Below are 16,292 nucleotides of genomic sequence, written 5' to 3'. Positions count from 1 at the left end.
CGCGCGGCCAGGAAAGCCGCGAACCTTCCGTCGCATGCGGCTCCGGACGCCTGTATTGCGTTCTCCGTACCACCCGCCCTCACCCTCACAGCCTTTCGATAGGGTCCAGTCAGTCGACGGAATCGGGGGCTGGCTCCACGTGCAGAACCGGGAATTCGAGGAGTGCATCGCTCCGCGGAACCGCCCCTCCATGGCTGGTGTCCGCCGATCGGTCGTCGCCCTCCTCGCCGCCCTCGTCGTCGTTCTGCTGGGCGCGCCCCCGGCCCTGGCATCCGATCGAGGCGAGCCGACAGACCTCGTCCCGCGAGACGCCGCGTACTTCGGGTCGATCCTCGACTGGAGCAGCGACAGCGTCGTCGACCAGGCCGAACGACTCGGTGCACCCAGCGCGATCTATCAGCGCGATGTCTCTTATCCCCTCACGGATACGGACAAGGGATATCTGTCGGGCTTCTTCGACCAGACCGCAGCGGTCGGGGCGATCGTGGTGGTCGCTGTGACCCCCACGGTGCCGCTCGCCGAGCTCGATCGCGGGGACGCGGAGGCCTTCGTCGACGCGCTCGACCAGATCGCTCAGCCCCCGGGCGCACCCCTGTACCTCAGCTTCGCACCCGACATGAACACCACGTGGGTGGGGTGGGGCCAGCGCCCCGACGAGTATCGCGCGGCGTTCGCGCTCTTCGCCGACGTGGTGCACGAGCGGCTCCCCGGTGCCGCGGTCGTCTGGTCGCCGTTCTGGGGCGGGGACTACCCCTTCGCGGCGACGTCCACCCCCGCGCCCGCGGGGACCGACACCGACGGCGACGGCGCGCTCACGTCCGCCGACGATCCATACGCGCCCTACTACCCGGGCGACGCCGCGGTCGACGCGGTCGGGCTGTCGCTCTACTTCGACGAGACGGGCGGGGTGGAGGCCCGCAACGTCGTGCCGGGGCCGGATGCGTTCGTCTCGCGCCTGACCGGCACCGACGGGTCCGGCGCCCCCGACTTCGCGGGCACGTACTCGTCGCCTGACCGGCCCCTGCTCATCGAGACGGCGGCCTTCTATAGTGCGAGCGTCGGCGGCTCGTCCGAGCTCGAGGTCAAGTCGGCCTGGTGGCGGCAGATCGAGGGGGCGGTGGCATCCGGTCGGCTTCCCTCGCTCGCGGCGGTCATCTGGGAAGACACGACCACCAGGCGGGGAGTCGTGGGCGAGACCGTCATCGACTGGTCTGTGACCCTGTCGTCGGATGCCGTGCGCTCGGCTTTCGTCAGTGACCTGCGCTCATCCGACCTGGTGCTCGGCCCGGTGCGCGAACCGTCGGGCGAGTCAGCCGCGTCGATGCCGGTGCAGGGGTGGTTGGGCTGGATCCTCGTCGCCGTGGTCGTCGCCCTGATCGCCGGCCTCGTGATCTTCGCGGCACGCGGCTCGGCCCGGGCGCGGCGATTGCGGTACGTCGGATCGCCCGCGAGAGACGCCCGCATCGACCTCTTGCGCGGTCTCGCGATCGTCTTCGTCGTCGTGAATCACCTCGGTCTCGCGAGCTATCTCCAGATCGGGACGCAGGAGTTCCTGGGGGTTGTCTCGGGCGCGGAGCTGTTCGTCCTGCTCTCGGGCGCCGTGCTCGGTCTCGTCTATCGACCGAAACTCGTGTCGGGCGGCATCGGGGAGGTCGTGATCCGCACCGCCGGGCGCTCGTGGAAGCTCTACCGCACCGCGCTGGTCGTCGTGGTGCTGATCTTCTTCCTGTCGCTCCTTCCCTTCCTCAACGGTCGGGCGGTCACCACCTTCACCGATCAGGGCACGGGGGCCGCCGGTACCGGTGCGACGGGGCGGGTGTACGACCTCTACGCGGGAGCCGACCGCCTGCTGCAGTACCCCGTCGATCCGCAGGTCGTGATCGACTTCCTGCTCCTGCGGATGGGGCCCTGGCAGTTCAACGTCATGGGGCTGTACGTCGTCCTGCTGCTGATCTCTCCGCTCGTGCTGTGGGCGCTCGGGCGGCGGTGGTGGCCGTGGGTGCTGGGCGCGAGTCTCGCGCTCTACCTGGTGGGATACACAACGCGGCTACGGCTCGTTCCCGCGCAGTTCGAGGATTCGTTTCCGCTGCTGGTCTGGCAGATGCTCTTCATCGTCGGGATGGTCGCCGGGTTCCATCGCCGAGAGATCATCGCCTGGTTCGCCACGCGGGCGGGCCGGGTCGCGTTGATCGCGATCGTGGCGGTCGCCGTCGCGCTGATGCTGTTCTCCTGGAACAACCCGTATGCGCCGGCCCCGGGCGACCCGCGCCTCGCCCTGGTCTCCGACAACGCCTTCCGCGGCGTCTACGGGGCGCTGTTCGAACGCACCTATCTCGCCCCGGGTCGGCTGCTGAACGTCCTCGTGCTCGTGGTGGCTCTCTACGCGCTGCTCACGGCCTTCTGGAAGCCGATCGCCGCTGTTGCCGGCGGCTTCCTCATCCCGCTCGGCCAGTCCACGTTGTACGTGTTCGTCATGCACGTGTTCTTCGCCCTCGCGGTCGCCAGCATTCCGTTCCTCACCCGTGGCGACCTCCTGCTCGACACCCTCGCCAACGTCGTGGTCCTGGCCCTGTTGTGGCTCATGGTGCGCACGCGATTCCTCTTCGCGGTGGTGCCGCGATGAACGGGCCGGAAAGGACGGATGCCGTGACCGACGACACGCGTATCAGCGAAGGGCGACTGCTCGTCCTACGGATCGTCGTCGTGCTCACGGTCCTCCTCGGGGTCAATTACGTCTCGTGGCGGTGGTTCTTCTCGCTGAACTGGGACGCGTGGTGGATCGCCGTCCCGCTCATCGCCGCCGAGACCTACAGCCTGATCGACGTGTGCCTGTTCGGGATGATGATGTGGAAGGCCCGCGGCCGACCGGCGCCGCCCCCACCGGCCGAGGGTCTCGCCGTCGACGTCTTCATCGCGACGTACAACGAACCGATCGACCTCGTGATGACCACGGCTCTCGCCGCGCAGCGCATCCGCTATCCGCACCACACGTGGATCCTCGACGACGGCGGGCGCGCCGAGATGCGCGAGCGCGCCGAGGCAGCCGGTATCGGATACATCTCGCGCGGGGCCGAGTGGGACGATCGTCCCCGGCACGCGAAGGCCGGCAACATCAACAACGCCCTGCAGGCCACCGACGGCGAGTTCATCCTCATCCTCGACGCGGACATGATCCCCCGACCCGAAATCCTCGACCGCACGCTCGGCTACTTCACCGACCCGCTGGTGGCGCTCGTCCAGACGCCTCAGGTCTTCAGCAATGTGGCCACGGGCGACCCCCTCGGCAGCCAGGCTCCGCTGTTCTACGGCCCGATCCAGCAGGGCAAGGACGGGTGGAACGCCGCCTTCTTCTGCGGCTCGAACGCCATCCTGCGACGCGAAGCCCTCATGCAGCTCGGCATCGTCGGATACGTGCGCGAACTCGATCAGTCGGTCGCCCGCGCGTTGCGCAGCGCGACGCGCGTGATCGAGAAGGCGCGCACCTCACCCGCGGCATCCGACCCCGCGGTCTCGGCGGCTCTCGACGAGGTGTCGGCAGGGGTCGCCGAAGCCCGGTCGCGCCTGCGGGCGCGTGAGCCGCTGGGCGAGGTCACGTATCGCCTACACCGCCGAGTGGATGCCGCCACCCAGTCGATCGTGGCGTCCGACGTCGCGGGGATCGACGACGACCTCCGCGAGCTGGCCGCCTTGGCCGGCCCCGCGGGCCCGGGATCGAGCCCCGAGGAGCAGGCGTTCGACGTGGAGCAGGCGGTCGCGGCGCTCGCCACGCGCGAACTGTCTCCGCTGAACGCGCTCGAGGCCGTGCAGGCGGTGCTGCGCACCATCGGCGTGGACCGCGCGGGTGAGGCGCAGCCGGTCATGCCGCTCGCGACCATCTCGGTGACCGAGGACATGGCGACGTCGATGCGCATGCACGGCATGGGCTGGAAGAGCGTTTACCACCACGAGCTGCTCGCCGACGGCCTCGCCCCCGAGGACCTCGGCACGATGCTCACCCAGCGGCTGCGCTGGGCGCAGGGCACGATGCAGGTTCTCCTGCGCGAGAACCCGCTCGTGCAGTGGGGCATGTCGCTGCCCCAGCGACTGATGTACTTCGCCACGATGTGGAGCTACCTGTCGGGGTACGCCGCCGTGGTCTACTTCGCCGCCCCCATCATGTTCCTGGTGCTCGGCATCCTTCCCGTCCACGCGTACGCGGGGGACTTCTTCGCGCGGTTCATCCCGTTCATGCTCGTCAATCAGCTGCTGTTCTTCGTCGCGGCGAAGGGGGCGCCCACGTGGCGCGGGCAGCAGTACAGCCTGGCGTTGTTCCCGGTGTGGTTGAAAGCGTGCTCGACGGCGTTCACGAACGTCGTCCTGCGGATCCCGCTCGGTTTCGCCGTGACCCCGAAGACGCGTCCGAGCACGAACGGGCCGCAGTGGCACCTCATCAAGACCCAGCTGGTCGTCATGGGGCTGCTGGTCGTGGCGATCATCGTCGGCGCCATCCGCCTGTTCGTCAACGGTGCCGAGCCGATCGGCACCGCCGTCAACATCGCGTGGGCGATCTACGATCTCGTGGTGCTCAGCGTGCTCTTCCAAGCGGCGACCTTCACCGGGTACGACCCCGTCGCCGAGGCTGAGCGGCTCGCCGAGCACGGGCGGCGGTCGTCGCGAAAGGAGAGCCGATGAGTGTGACCATTCCGGAGTTCGACGATGCAGCCCGGCAGCGGGCGATCGAGGAGCTCGGCATCCTCGACACCCCGCGCGACGAGCGCATCGACCGCGTCACGCGCCTCGCCCAGGAGGTGTTCGGCGTGCCCATGGTGAGCGTGACGCTCCTCGACCGCGACCGGCAGTGGCGCAAGTCCGAGATCGGTCTCGGCGGGCGCGAGGCGCCGCGCGAAGATGCGTTCTGCGACTTCACCGTGCGAGAGGGGCGCACCGTCGTCATCCCCGATGCGAGCGCCGACGAGCTCTGGGCCGCGAACCCCTTCGTCGAGGGAGACCCGCACCTGCGCTTCTACGCCGGTCATCCCCTGCAAGCGGCCGGGGGCGAACGCATCGGGACCCTCTGCCTGCTCGATACGAAACCCCGCTCGCTCGACGAGCGCGAGGAAGACCTGCTCCGCGACCTGGCCGCGTGGGTCCAGTCCGAGATCCTCCGGCAGAACGAGCTCGATGACGCCGTGGCGGTGCAGGGCACCCTGCGCCCCCGCACGGCGCCGGAACTCCCCGGATACGAGATCGCGGCCGTCACCGTCGCCGCGGGCCAGATGTCGGGCGACCTCTACGACTGGTACCCGGTCGGGGACGGGGTTCGCTTCACGCTGGCCGACGTCATGGGCAAGGGCCTCGGCGCGGCCCTCCTGGCGGCCGGCCTGCGCGCCTCGCTGCGCACGCTCCCCGATCGGGGACTCCTGGATGCCATCCGCGAGGCGGACCGCCTGCTCGAGGCCGACGTCGCCGACCTCGGCACCTTCGCCACCGCGTTCCACGCGCAGCTGGAGGCGCCGACGGGCGTCCTGCGTTTCGTCGACGCCGGGCACAGTCTCGGCTACATCCTGCGCGCGGACGACACGTGGGAGCACCTCTTCTCCACCGGGATGCCGCTGGGGATGGGGCTGGCGGACGCCCGTGCCGAAGCCGAGACGAGGCTCGCTCCGGGCGACATCTTCATGGTGTGCAGCGACGGTCTGCTGGATGTGCTGGACCCGTCCGATCCGCTCGGACACGTACGGCGCGTTCTCCGCGAGCGCGGCATCGCCGGCGCGCTGGACGAGGCCGCGCGCCTCGCGCGCGGGGCGACGGCCACGGATGACGTGACGGTGATGGTGGTGGCGCGCGACGGCGACATCGCCCGGGAAGGAGCACGATGAACATCGAACGACGCGAGTCTGCGGAAGCGGTCGTCCTGGAGGTCGAGGGACGGCTTACGGCCGCGGTCGCCCCGCAGCTCCGAGCGGAGGTCTCGGATCTCGTCGCGGCGGGTCGGACCCGGCTCGTCGTCGACCTCGAGAAAGTCGACTTCATCGACTCCTCGGGTCTCGGGGCACTCATCGGCGCGTTGAAGGCGACACGCGTCGCCGGGGGAGACCTGAGGATCGCCGCCGCAGGGGAACAGGTGCGACAGGTGTTGCGCCTGACAAATCTTGATCGGGTCCTCCACGTGTACCCCGACGCCGACGGGGCGTTCGACGGTGTCTGAGATCACCGTCACCCGGGAGGGGGCCGCGACTCTCGCGTTCGTCGAAGGGCTGCACCGCGCGCTCGAGGAACTGGCCCAGAGCGTTCCGCACATCGCCGAAGACGATTTCTCGCTCTTCTCGCTCGCGGTGATCGAGATTGCCACGAACATCGCCGTGCACGCGCCCCGGGGCGGTGACGAGGTGTCGTTGTCGGTGGAGCTGTCGGCCGGCGACGAGCTGCGCGCGGTCCTGCGCGACTCCGCGCCGCCGGTGCACCTCGACCTCGCCGCCGCCACGATGGCCGACGCGCTCGCCGAATCGGGCCGCGGTCTCGCGATCGCGGCTGCGGTGTGCGACGAGCTCTCGGTCGAGCGCCGCCGGGGGAATCTCTGGCGCCTCGTCCGCCGTGTCGGTCCGCGCTCCGTGTGAGATTCCCCTGACCCTCACACGATTCTCAGCCGCGCGTCCCTAAGATGGCTCCGACCTGTGGCCGCGGCCCAGGTGTGATGCGATGCCCGGCCGATGGCATCCGTCCCCGAAAGGACCCGAGTGAGCAAGAGCACGACCCCGCGCGGGCAGAGAACCGTCGCGCGTCACGGACGTCTGCGGACGCTCAGCCCCGCCGGCCAGATCCTCCGCGGCGTCGCCGTGGGCCTGGCCGTTCTTCTCGTCGCCGGCTTCGGCGTCGGTGCGTACGCGATCTACGACCTGTCGTCGAGCTTCACCGCCGACGCGGTCGAGCTGAAGGGCCAGCCCGCCGTTCCGCCCGACATCGGCGAGCTCAAGGGCGGCGTCAACATGCTGCTCGTCGGCACCGACGAGTGCGAGCCCGCCTTCGCCTCGCTGTTCGGCGACCGCTGCTCGGGCGATGACTCCGAGGGCAGCCTCAACGACGTCAACATGCTCGTGCACATCTCCGACGAGCCGCGGCGCGTGACCGTCATCTCGTTCCCGCGCGACCTCATGGTGCCGATCCCCTCCTGCACGGATGCCAACGGCAACGAGACCTCCGCGATGAGCAAGCAGCAGATCAACAGCGCTTTCTCGTACGGCGGACTGTCGTGCGTCGTGCAGACCATCTCGAAGCTCAGCGGACTCGAGATCCCGTTCGCGGCGAAGGTCAGCTTCGGCGGCGTCATCAACATCACCGACGCGATCGGTGGCGTCGACGTGTGTATCGCGAACGGCATCAAGGACCCGTACACGGGCATCGACTGGCCCGCCGGAATGCGCACGGTGCAGGGCCTCGACGCGCTCCAGTTCCTGCGCACCCGTCACGGGGTCGGTGACGGCGGCGACCTCGGCCGCATCTCGAACCAGCAGCAGTACATGTCGCGCCTGGCCAACAAGCTGAAGAGCCAGGAGGTGCTGTCGAACCCGGCGACCCTCTACAAGCTCGCCTCGACCGCGCTTCGCAACGTCGATCCGTCGACGTCGCTGACCAACCCGCTGACGCTCGTCCAGATCGCGTCCGCCGTGAAGGACGTCCCGTTCAGCGAGATCGTCTTCATCCAGTACCCGACGTTCACCGACTCGGCCGACCCGAACCGTGTCGTGCCCGACTACGACGCGGCCGACACGCTCTGGGCCGCGCTCGCGGCGAACCAGCCGCTGCAGCTCTCGGGCAACCTGAGCGACGGAGACGGCGTGGTCGTCGACGAGAACGCCCAGCCCACGCCGACCGACACGGCCACCCCGGCGCCGACCGACAGCGCCGCGCCCACCCCCGACCCCTCCTCGTCGGCGATCACGCTGCCGTCGGAGATCGCGGGCCAGACGGCGGCGCAGGCGACCTGCTCGAACGGCAACGTCCGCTGACGCTCTCGCCCTGGCATCCCGGCCGGTTCGGATTCGGATGCCAGGGCGCGAGCGGGTAGTATGAACCGGTGTGCTCGCGCCTTCGGCGCTGATCACCTGGAGACGTCGCATAGTCAGGCCTAGTGCACCACCCTGCTAAGGTGGAGTCCCCGTAAGGGGACCGAGGGTTCAAATCCCTCCGTCTCCGCACAACGAGAAAAGCCCCGGTTCGCCGGGGCTTTTCTCGTTGAATGCGTCAGTCGAGCTTCTGCTCGGCGAGGGCGGCGACGACGGTGTCGATGAGCAGATTCGTCTCGTCGGCACCCACGGCGAAAGGGAGGAGCCGGTCGCCGCTGGTGGTCAGGAGGATCCCCGCGGGCCGCTCCGGAGGAACGCCGAGGGACTCGGCGAACGTCCCCGACAGATCGGTGTGGATGGGTTCGTCCGTCGCGGGCCGATGATCATCTCCCACGGCGCCGATGAGGCGGACGTCGATGGTATCCAGTTCGGCCAGGTCGGTCGTCGCGCGCTCGATCAGCGCCTCGCACGGCGCGCAGCCGCGCCGCACGAACAGCAGCAGCTGCGCGCGACCGCGCAGGGCGCGCTGCCGCGGAACCACCACCGTTCCGTCGGGGGTGAGCAGGGGCAACTCCGCCGCCGAGGTCGCCGTCGCCGAATCGGGCCGGAAGGACGCTCCGATCACGGCGATCGCCGCAACGACGATGACGAGCGACACGGCGGTCAAGGGGTCGCTGAGCGTGCGCGTGAGGAGAGCGTTGGACGGCGGGTCGATGATCGCGCCCGCCAAGGTCGCCGACGCCAGGACTGCGAGGGCGACGTTGCGCGCCGTCATCCACGGGCCGACCCGGGTGGATGCCACCCGCCCGAAGCATCCGCATTCGTCGGTGGAGTGCTGCTGCTGTGCGCGGACGGCCACGGCGAGGAAGGCCAGCGTCACGACGAGGGAGGCGACGGCCGCCCCGGAGAAGAGCTCGCGCGTGCCGAAAGCGAGCCCCAAGGCGACGGCGAGTTCCACCGAGGCCACCGCCGCGACGGTCGGTCGGGCGGGAAGTGCCCCGAGGCGGAGGGCCCGCATCGTCGTCGCCGCGGAGTCGAGATCGAGGAGCTTGCTCACCCCGCTGACGCCGAGGACGACGAGGAGCAGCAACGGAGGGAGCGTGGTGAGGACGGGCATCCTTTCAGCATCGCGCCGCCCGGCAGTGGACGAGGCAGCGTGTCGGGTGAAATTCGGCCACGACGGGGTGATGTGCTCTGCCACACTCTGACTCAGGGCGCGCTGGGCGTTCCGGACAGGGGGAGAGCCGTGACCACGGCAGAGAAGCACACCACTCGCACACATAAACACGCGCCGCACAAACACGCGCCACACCGACGGGAGCACCGAAGGACCCACACCGTTTGGTTCTTCGTGGGCGGGCTACTCATCTGGCTTTACATGGGCATCGTTCTTCTGCACCTGTTGCGAAACGTGCTCGTTCTGCCGGCGTGGGTCTTCATAAGCGCAGCACTCGTGCCCGCGACGGTCTTTTGGATCATGCTGCACCGTCTCCGGACGACCGACACAGTCACCGCGATCAACCTCGTTGTGGCGGCGGTCATCGGTGGGACTCTCGCCGTCACACTCGGCGCGACGCTGGATCAGCTCGTGGAGCAGCTTCCGCAGCCTCATTTCGGGAACCAGGGGGTGATCGCCTTGCTGTCGGCCGGCTTCGTCGAGGAGTTCGCCAAGGGGGTGCTCATCGTGGCCGTGGGGTGGAAGATCGCCAAGAGCGCTCGCAACGGTCTGTTCATCGGCGGGTCGGTCGGTCTCGGCTTCGCGGTGCTGGAGTCCATGGGCTACATCAACATGTCGGCGACAGGTGCCGACCCCATCATCTCGGCGGTGTTCCAGGCGTACGACCGCGGCCTTTACGCCCCGTTCATGCACGTTCTCTGGAGTTCCCTGCTGGGTGCCGCCCTTTTCGCGGCCGCCGCGAAGAAGGGGCGCTTCCGCTTGTCGTGGCTTGTGCTCGGCACGTACGTCGGCGTCGCCGTTCTGCACGGGACCTGGGACGGTGTGGCTCCATTGGTCCTCGGTCTCACCAACAACGATCTGCTTTTCGCGGTGACGCACTGGAGTTGCGTCGTTGTCGTGATTTTCGGCGGGGGATTCATCTGGCGACACGTCGCGCGGAAGGCGCCTGCGCCGCCGGTCCAAGACGCTGCGCCCGTGGAGGATTCCGCGAAGGCTGTCCCTGACAGCCCGGTCTCGGTCTGATCCCCGTCGCGTCTCAGTGCTGGGGGGTGCGTTGTCCGCAGCGCGCCCCTCAGGGTCGCCGACGCCGATATCCTCGCTGGAGGCCTCTCGCCGCATCCCCTCGACCCCGGAGAACCTATGTCTGTCGGTCTGCTCGCCGTTGTCGATGACATCCTCAGCGCCGCCATGAAGGCGAGCGCGAAGACCGCGGGCGTCGTCATCGACGATGCCGCCGTGACTCCGCAGTACGTGCAGGGGCTGACACCCGCGCGCGAGCTCCCGGTGGTGTGGAAGATCGCGCTCGGCAGCATCATCAACAAGTACGTCATCATCATCCCGATCGCGCTGCTGCTGGAGGCGTTCGCGCCGATGGTGCTTCCATACCTCCTCATCGTCGGTGGCGCCTTCCTCTGTTTCGAAGGCGCCGAGAAGGTGCTCGAGTGGTTCGGCGTCAGCCACGGAGAGCACGACGACGACGGCCCGCGCGATGAGAAGAAGCTCGTGCTCGGTGCCGTGCGCACCGACCTCATCCTCAGCACCGAGATCATGCTGATCGCGCTGTCGAGTCTCGACCCCGACTTCGGCATCTGGATGACGCTGGGCGCCCTCCTGATCATCGGTCTCGCCATGACGGTCGTGGTCTACGGTGCCGTCGCGCTGCTCGTGAAGATCGACGACATCGGCCTGCGGTTCATGAAGAGCCCCTCGCGCGGTGTCCGCCGCTTCGGCGTGCGGATCGTGGCATCCATGCCGGCGGTGTTCCGGGTCATCAGCATCGTCGGCACCGTCGCGATGCTGTGGGTCGGTGGACACCTCCTGCTGCAGAATCTCGCCGAGACGCTGTGGGCAGGACCGTACGACGTCGTGCACGTCGTGACCCACGCGATCGAGGCCGCCGGAGCGGTCGTCGTGTGGATCGTGGAGACGACGATGTCGGCGGTGTTTGGCCTGGCGATCGGGCTCGTGATCGTCGCCGTGATCACCGGGATCACGCGCCTGACGAAGCGCGGTGGGCCCTCCGGCGGGCACCGCACAGCAACGGCCGCCCACGTCGACGGCTGACCCCGCCTGACCTCTACGGCGGTGCCTTTCCGGCAGGGGCGGGGCTGCGAGAGAATTCGGAGTTCTCTCTTTTCCCTGATCAGCGGGTCCCCGCCCGTCCGCCCGTCAGGTCAGGATCGAGATGACCTTCGGCTGAGTCATCTCCTCGTAGGCGAAGCGCACGCCCTCGCGACCCATCGAGCCGTACTTCGCTCCGCCGAACGGCATCGCGTCGAGGCGATAGTCCGAGGAATCGTTGACCATCACGCCACCGGCCTCGATGGCGTCGGCGACGCGGAGCGCGCGCGAGAGATTCTGCGTGAAGACCCCGGCCTGCAGTGCGTACTCGCTGTCGTTGGCGGCCTCGATCGCGGCCTCTTCGGAGTCGAAAGGCTCGATGACGACCACCGGCGCGAAGACCTCCTCGGTCCACACCGTGCACGTGCGCGGCACATCGGTCAGCACCGTCGGCGCCATGACGGAGCCCTCCACGGTGCCGCCGATCCGCAGGTGCGCTCCGGCAGCGACGGCGTCGAGCACCGTCTGACGCGCCGCGTGCGCCGCACTCGCGCTGATCATCGGACCGATATCGGTCGTCTCCTCACGCGGGTCGCCGTGGACGAGCCGCCCGGTCGCCTCGACGAACGCGGCGACGAACCGCTCGTACATCTCTCGCTGCACGAGGAGACGCTGAGCACCGATGCAATTCTGCCCCGCGGCCCAGAACGCCCCCGAGACGCACGCCGACACCGCGCTGTCGAGGTCGGCGTCGGCGAAGACGATAACGGGTGCGTTTCCCCCGAGCTCCATCGCGAGCCTCTTGATGCCGGCGGCCGCGGCGATCGCGCGCCCCGTTGCGAACCCGCCGGTGAACGAGACCAGACGCACCTCGCGTGCGGAGACGAGCGCCTGAGCGACCGACCTGTCACCGCGCACGACGGTGATGACGTCGTCGGGCAGGCCCGCCTCGACGAGCACGTCCACCATCAGCTGCGCCGTGAGCGGGGTGTGCGGGGAAGGTTTGAGCACGACGGTGTTGCCGCCCGCGATCGCCGGGCCGATCTTGTGGGCGACGAGGTTCAGGGCGTCGTTGTAGGGCGTGATCGCGACGATCACCCCTAGGGGTTCGCGGCTGAACCAGCCGCGCCGACCCTCACCGCCGGGGAAGGACTCGAACGGGATGACCTCGCCGGCGTTGGCTGTCGCCTCGTGCGCCGAGAGTTTCAGGGTGTTGATCGCTCGTGAGACCTCCTTGCGCGCCTGGCGGATCGTCTTGCCGGCCTCGGTGACGATGAGATGCGCGACGTTCTCGGAGCGCTCGTCCAAGATGCGGGCGGCGCGTTCGAGCACCGCGGCCCGTTCGTGCCTGGCCGTCTTCGCCGCCGCGGGCGCCGCCGCGACGGCGCGTGCGAGGGCGTCACGGGCTCCGTCGACGTCGTTCTGGGGCAGAGCGGCGACGACGTCGCCCGAGAACTTGTCGTAGACGAGCAGATCGTCGACGGTGAGGACGTGGAGTGTGTGCGTGTCAGACACGAGCGGCATCCTTCTCGAAGGCGTCGATGCTGATCAGGTCGGCGATCAGCGCGTAGGCGGTCTCGATGCGGCCGGCACCCGGTCCGGTGACCGTGACCGTGCCAAGCAGATCGGTGTCGAACGAGACGGCATTGGTCGCGCCGGGAACATTCGCCAGCGGGTGATCGGCGGTGACGGCCTCCGCGGCGACGCGGGCCGTGACGGCGCCGTCCTGGTCGCGTTCCGCCGAACCGATGAGCTTCCAGCGTCGACCCTCGCGGGCCGCCGCGGCGACGTCGTCCGCGGTGATGTCCTGGATGCCGAAGGTCTCGACGTCGGCGGGCGAGATGTCGGCGCCGAGCAGTTCGTTCGCGAGGATGGTGACCTTGAGCTGAACGTCCGACCCCCCGATGTCGGCGGTGGGGTCGGCCTCGGCGTAACCGTGGGCCTGGGCCTCGGCGACGGCGGCGTCGAGGCTCAGCCCCGCCTCCATACGGCTGAGGACGTAGTTGCTGGTGCCGTTGAGAACGCCCTGCACGCGCGAGAAGCCCAGCCCGGCGAGCTGCCGGTGGGCGAGCCCGAGCACCGGCGTGCCGCTCATGACGCTGCCCTCGTACGCGAAGCGCACGCCGTTCGCGGCGGCGATGGCGTTCAGGGCGGCGCCGTGGAGGGCGACCGGGCCCTTGTTCGTGGTGGTCACGTGCTTGCCGCTCTCGAGCGCCCAGCGCACGTGCGAGGCCGCGGGTTCTCCGGTCTGCGGGTTCGTGAACGTCGCCTCGACCACGACGTCGGCCGGGCTCTCGCGGATCACGCGTTCGTTGTCCGCTTCGGCGGAACCGCCGTCGTGGCCCGCAAAGGTCGTGCCGCGGGGCAGGGCGAGGATCTCGCCGAGATCGACGCCGTCGGCCTGGATGAGAGAACCCATCGCGAGGTCGGTGATGGCGACCACCTTCAGCTCGAAGCCGAGCTCGCGGAAACGGGGTTGGTCCTCGTCGATGAGCTGTGCGAGGGCACGGTTCACTCCACCGAAACCGATCAGGGCCAGATTGTACGAACGCATCGAAACTCCTTAGACGGGTCTTTCCTCCAGGTTCGAGGCGAAGGTGCACCGCGCACCAGCGACGATCCGCTCCCCGCACCGAGCGGATCGCTCGTCGTCGAGGTGCGGTGCGAGCCGTTGTCCTGTGGTGCGGAGGGCCGAGGGTGCCGCGTGCGGTGGGGCTCAGGGGGCGAGCAGATCGAAGGTGATGCGACCGGCTCGTCGATCCGCGTCGCGCCGGGCGGTGAGCTCGGCGCGCACGTACGACACGAACAGCGCCGTAAGGGGGTTGGGCTGACCCGACAACCACACGATCGTCAGCGGCGTGCGCGCCCATTCCTCCGAGATGGTGGCGAAGTGCACGCCGGGGATCGGAACGAAAGACGAGATGTACGGCATGAGCGACACGCCCAGGCCGCAGGACACCGTGCTGAGAATCGACAGGTCGTTCGTCGCGTGCAGGATGATGCGGGGGTTGAAGCCCGCTCGCACGCAGGAGAGGACGAGACGGTCGTACGCCTGGGGGGAGTCCTCGCGGTTGAACATGATGAAGTCCTCGTCCGAGAGCTCGGCGAGCGAGATCTCGCCGCGTCCGGCGAGCCGGTGAGTCGCGGGAAGGGCGGCCACCAGCGGCTCCATCGCGACACGGTCGAACTCGAAGCGATCGTCGACGGTTCGGACTCGGGTGAATCCCAGATCCGCCGTCACCCGGGCCAGATCGAACAGGATCGGACGCTCCTCCGCTTCCTCGATGAGCACGCGCGCTTCGCGGTGCGACCCCGTGAAGGCCCGCACGACAGGGGGCAGCAGTCCGGCGAGGACCGAGCTGACACTGACGATGCGCAGGGGATGCAGTTCGGCAACGGCGGAGTCGAGGAGCGACTCGGTCTGCTCGACCTGCTGCAGGATGCTGCGTCCTTCGCGGACGAGGAGGTGCCCCGCCGGGGTGAGGCGCGGCGCGGCTCGAGAGCGCCTGTCGAACAACCGCACCCCGAGTTTCTTCTCCAGCTGACTGATGGCACGGCTGAGGGGCGGCTGGCTCATCTGGAGACGGGCGGCGGCCCGCGTGAACGACAGGTCTTCGGCGACGGCCATGAAGTAGGTCAGTTCGCGGATTTCCATGGGGCCTCCTCGGCGGCATTCATACCTGCTGGGTATCACAACCATCGAAAATTGTATTTGGCGAAGCCAGCGTGCGCTTGAGCAGACTGATGCGCACCCCGGCACACCGGGAGGGAAAGGCAGCATGTCATGTCAGACAACTTTTTGGATGCCGACGTCATCGTCGTCGGACTCGGCGCGTGGGGATCTCAGGCCCTCTGGCGTCTCGCCGAGCGCGGCGTCCGCGTCATCGGGGTCGAACGGTACGGGATCGGTCACCACCTGGGCTCGACGCATGGCACCACGCGCGTCTTCCGTGTCGCCTGCCACGAGCACCCCGGTCTCGCACCGATCGCGACACGAGCTCGCGACCTCTGGTACGACCTCGGCGAGCGCACCGGCCAGACGCTGCTGCGGCAGACCGGCGGTCTCATGGTGGGCCCGCCCGACGGTCACGTGGTCGAGGGGACGCTGCGCGCCGCCACCGATGCGGGCCTCAAGGTCGAGGTCATCGAGCACGACGAACTCGGCGAGCGCTTCCCGCAGTATCGAGGCTTCGGTCCCGACGACATCGGCGTGTGGGATCCTGCCGCCGGCGTCTGCTACCCCGAGCTCGGCGTCAGAGCAGCCGTAGAGGTGGCCGTCTCGCTGGGCGCGACGGTGTTGACCGACACGCGGGTCACCGACGTCCGTCTCATCGACGACGGCGTCGAGGTCGAGGCGGGAGGGCGGACTCTGCGCGCCCGTCGTGCGGTGATGACCGCCGGCGCGTGGACCTCGAAGTTCCTCGACCTGCCCCTGTCGCCCCGGCGCATGCCCATGTTCTGGTTCGAGAGCTCGGACCCCTCTGACATCGAGCCCGACGGGCAGTTCGACCTCTCGGCCTTCCCCGTCTTCATCCGTCAGCTTCCCAGCGGTCTGGCGCTCTGGGGCCACGGCGCGGATGCGACGGACGGCGAGGGCTACGCGGTCAAGATCGGCCTGCAGGACATCGGTGGTGTGTTCACCGACACCGATGCGGACACCGTCGACCGCTACATCCGCCCCGCCAGCGACTATGCGACCCTGTCCAAGGCTGTCGACGGGGCGTTCCGCGATCTCGAGCCGACGCCCGCGAAGGCGATCCCCTGCATGGTGACGAACACCCCCGACAAGCAGTTCCTCCTGGGCCGTGTCGCCGGAGACCCCCGGCTCGTCCTCGCCGGCGGCGACAGCGGTCACGGCTTCAAGCACGCGCCCGCCATCGGAGAACTCCTGGCGGAGCTCGCCCTCGACGAGGAACCGTTCACCGACATCCAGTTCATGAGCCCCGACCGTGAGTACGACGGCACGTCCTGGGCCGACGACCCCCACCACCCGACCAAGAAAGCAGCCTGAC

The 16,292-nt window shown here is 68.9% G+C and carries 13 protein-coding genes and 1 tRNA gene; 10 read left to right on the top strand and 4 right to left on the bottom strand.

The window, feature by feature from the left end; all coding sequences use genetic code 11:
* Positions 1–190: 190 nt before the first annotated feature.
* From opgC to P2P98_RS02545, 7 genes are all read left to right on the top strand, one after another.
* Entirely contained in the window at positions 191–2,623 is a 2,433-nt protein-coding gene (opgC, locus tag P2P98_RS02575; RefSeq protein WP_275796919.1) for an OpgC domain-containing protein, read from the top strand.
* Positions 2,624–2,646: 23 nt separating this feature from the next.
* On the top strand, positions 2,647–4,671 hold the full coding sequence (locus P2P98_RS02570) for a glycosyltransferase (protein ID WP_275796917.1): 2,025 nt from the start codon (positions 2,647–2,649) through the stop codon (positions 4,669–4,671).
* Positions 4,668–5,858, top strand: a complete 1,191-nt coding sequence (locus P2P98_RS02565; RefSeq protein ID WP_275796915.1) for a SpoIIE family protein phosphatase — start codon at positions 4,668–4,670, stop codon at positions 5,856–5,858. Before P2P98_RS02570 ends, P2P98_RS02565 begins: the two co-directional genes overlap by 4 nt.
* Positions 5,855–6,187, top strand: a complete 333-nt coding sequence (locus P2P98_RS02560) for an STAS domain-containing protein (RefSeq protein ID WP_275796913.1) — start codon at positions 5,855–5,857, stop codon at positions 6,185–6,187. Before P2P98_RS02565 ends, P2P98_RS02560 begins: the two co-directional genes overlap by 4 nt.
* Complete coding sequence (locus tag P2P98_RS02555; RefSeq protein ID WP_275796911.1) at positions 6,180–6,596, top strand: ATP-binding protein; 417 nt, start codon at positions 6,180–6,182, stop codon at positions 6,594–6,596. Before P2P98_RS02560 ends, P2P98_RS02555 begins: the two co-directional genes overlap by 8 nt.
* Before the next feature lie 120 nt (positions 6,597–6,716).
* Positions 6,717–7,985, top strand: coding sequence for an LCP family protein (locus tag P2P98_RS02550; protein WP_058613774.1), 1,269 nt, complete (start codon positions 6,717–6,719; stop codon positions 7,983–7,985).
* A gap of 98 nt (positions 7,986–8,083) precedes the next feature.
* Positions 8,084–8,172, top strand: a tRNA-Ser gene (locus P2P98_RS02545).
* Positions 8,173–8,220: 48 nt separating this feature from the next.
* On the opposite strand, the gene P2P98_RS02540 is transcribed toward P2P98_RS02545, so the two are convergent.
* Positions 8,221–9,159 (bottom strand): MauE/DoxX family redox-associated membrane protein, encoded by a 939-nt coding sequence (locus tag P2P98_RS02540; protein ID WP_275796909.1) that lies wholly within the window; start codon positions 9,157–9,159, stop codon positions 8,221–8,223.
* Positions 9,160–9,420: 261 nt separating this feature from the next.
* On the opposite strand from P2P98_RS02540, the gene P2P98_RS02535 reads away from it, so the two are divergent.
* The gene (locus tag P2P98_RS02535) at positions 9,421–10,242 is read left to right on the top strand and encodes a PrsW family glutamic-type intramembrane protease (protein WP_275796907.1); all 822 of its coding nucleotides are present in this window, start codon (positions 9,421–9,423) and stop codon (positions 10,240–10,242) included.
* A 117-nt stretch (positions 10,243–10,359) separates the two neighbouring features.
* A complete protein-coding gene (locus tag P2P98_RS02530) occupies positions 10,360–11,283 on the top strand; it encodes a DUF808 domain-containing protein (RefSeq protein ID WP_275796905.1) in 924 nt (307 codons plus the stop codon).
* Between the two features lie 105 nt (positions 11,284–11,388).
* Here P2P98_RS02530 and P2P98_RS02525 read toward each other — a convergent pair whose 3' ends face one another.
* From P2P98_RS02525 to P2P98_RS02515, 3 genes are all read right to left on the bottom strand, one after another.
* A complete protein-coding gene (locus P2P98_RS02525; RefSeq protein ID WP_275796903.1) occupies positions 11,389–12,795 on the bottom strand; it encodes an aldehyde dehydrogenase family protein in 1,407 nt (468 codons plus the stop codon).
* On the bottom strand, positions 12,788–13,834 hold the full coding sequence (locus tag P2P98_RS02520; protein ID WP_275796901.1) for a homoserine dehydrogenase: 1,047 nt from the start codon (positions 13,832–13,834) through the stop codon (positions 12,788–12,790). The genes P2P98_RS02525 and P2P98_RS02520 overlap by 8 nt, the downstream gene beginning before the upstream one ends.
* A 162-nt stretch (positions 13,835–13,996) precedes the next feature.
* Entirely contained in the window at positions 13,997–14,935 is a 939-nt protein-coding gene (locus P2P98_RS02515; RefSeq protein ID WP_275796899.1) for a LysR family transcriptional regulator, read from the bottom strand.
* Positions 14,936–15,064: 129 nt separating this feature from the next.
* Here P2P98_RS02515 and solA point away from each other — a divergent pair, with 129 nt between their 5' ends.
* Entirely contained in the window at positions 15,065–16,291 is a 1,227-nt protein-coding gene (gene solA, locus P2P98_RS02510) for an N-methyl-L-tryptophan oxidase (RefSeq protein ID WP_275796897.1), read from the top strand.
* Position 16,292: the final 1 nt, after the last annotated feature.

This window comes from Microbacterium sp. Kw_RZR3, assembly GCF_029222405.1.
Lineage (GTDB): Bacteria > Actinomycetota > Actinomycetes > Actinomycetales > Microbacteriaceae > Microbacterium.
Note: the sequence above shows the minus strand (reverse complement) of the source record. Positions and strands in the feature narration are given on the sequence as shown.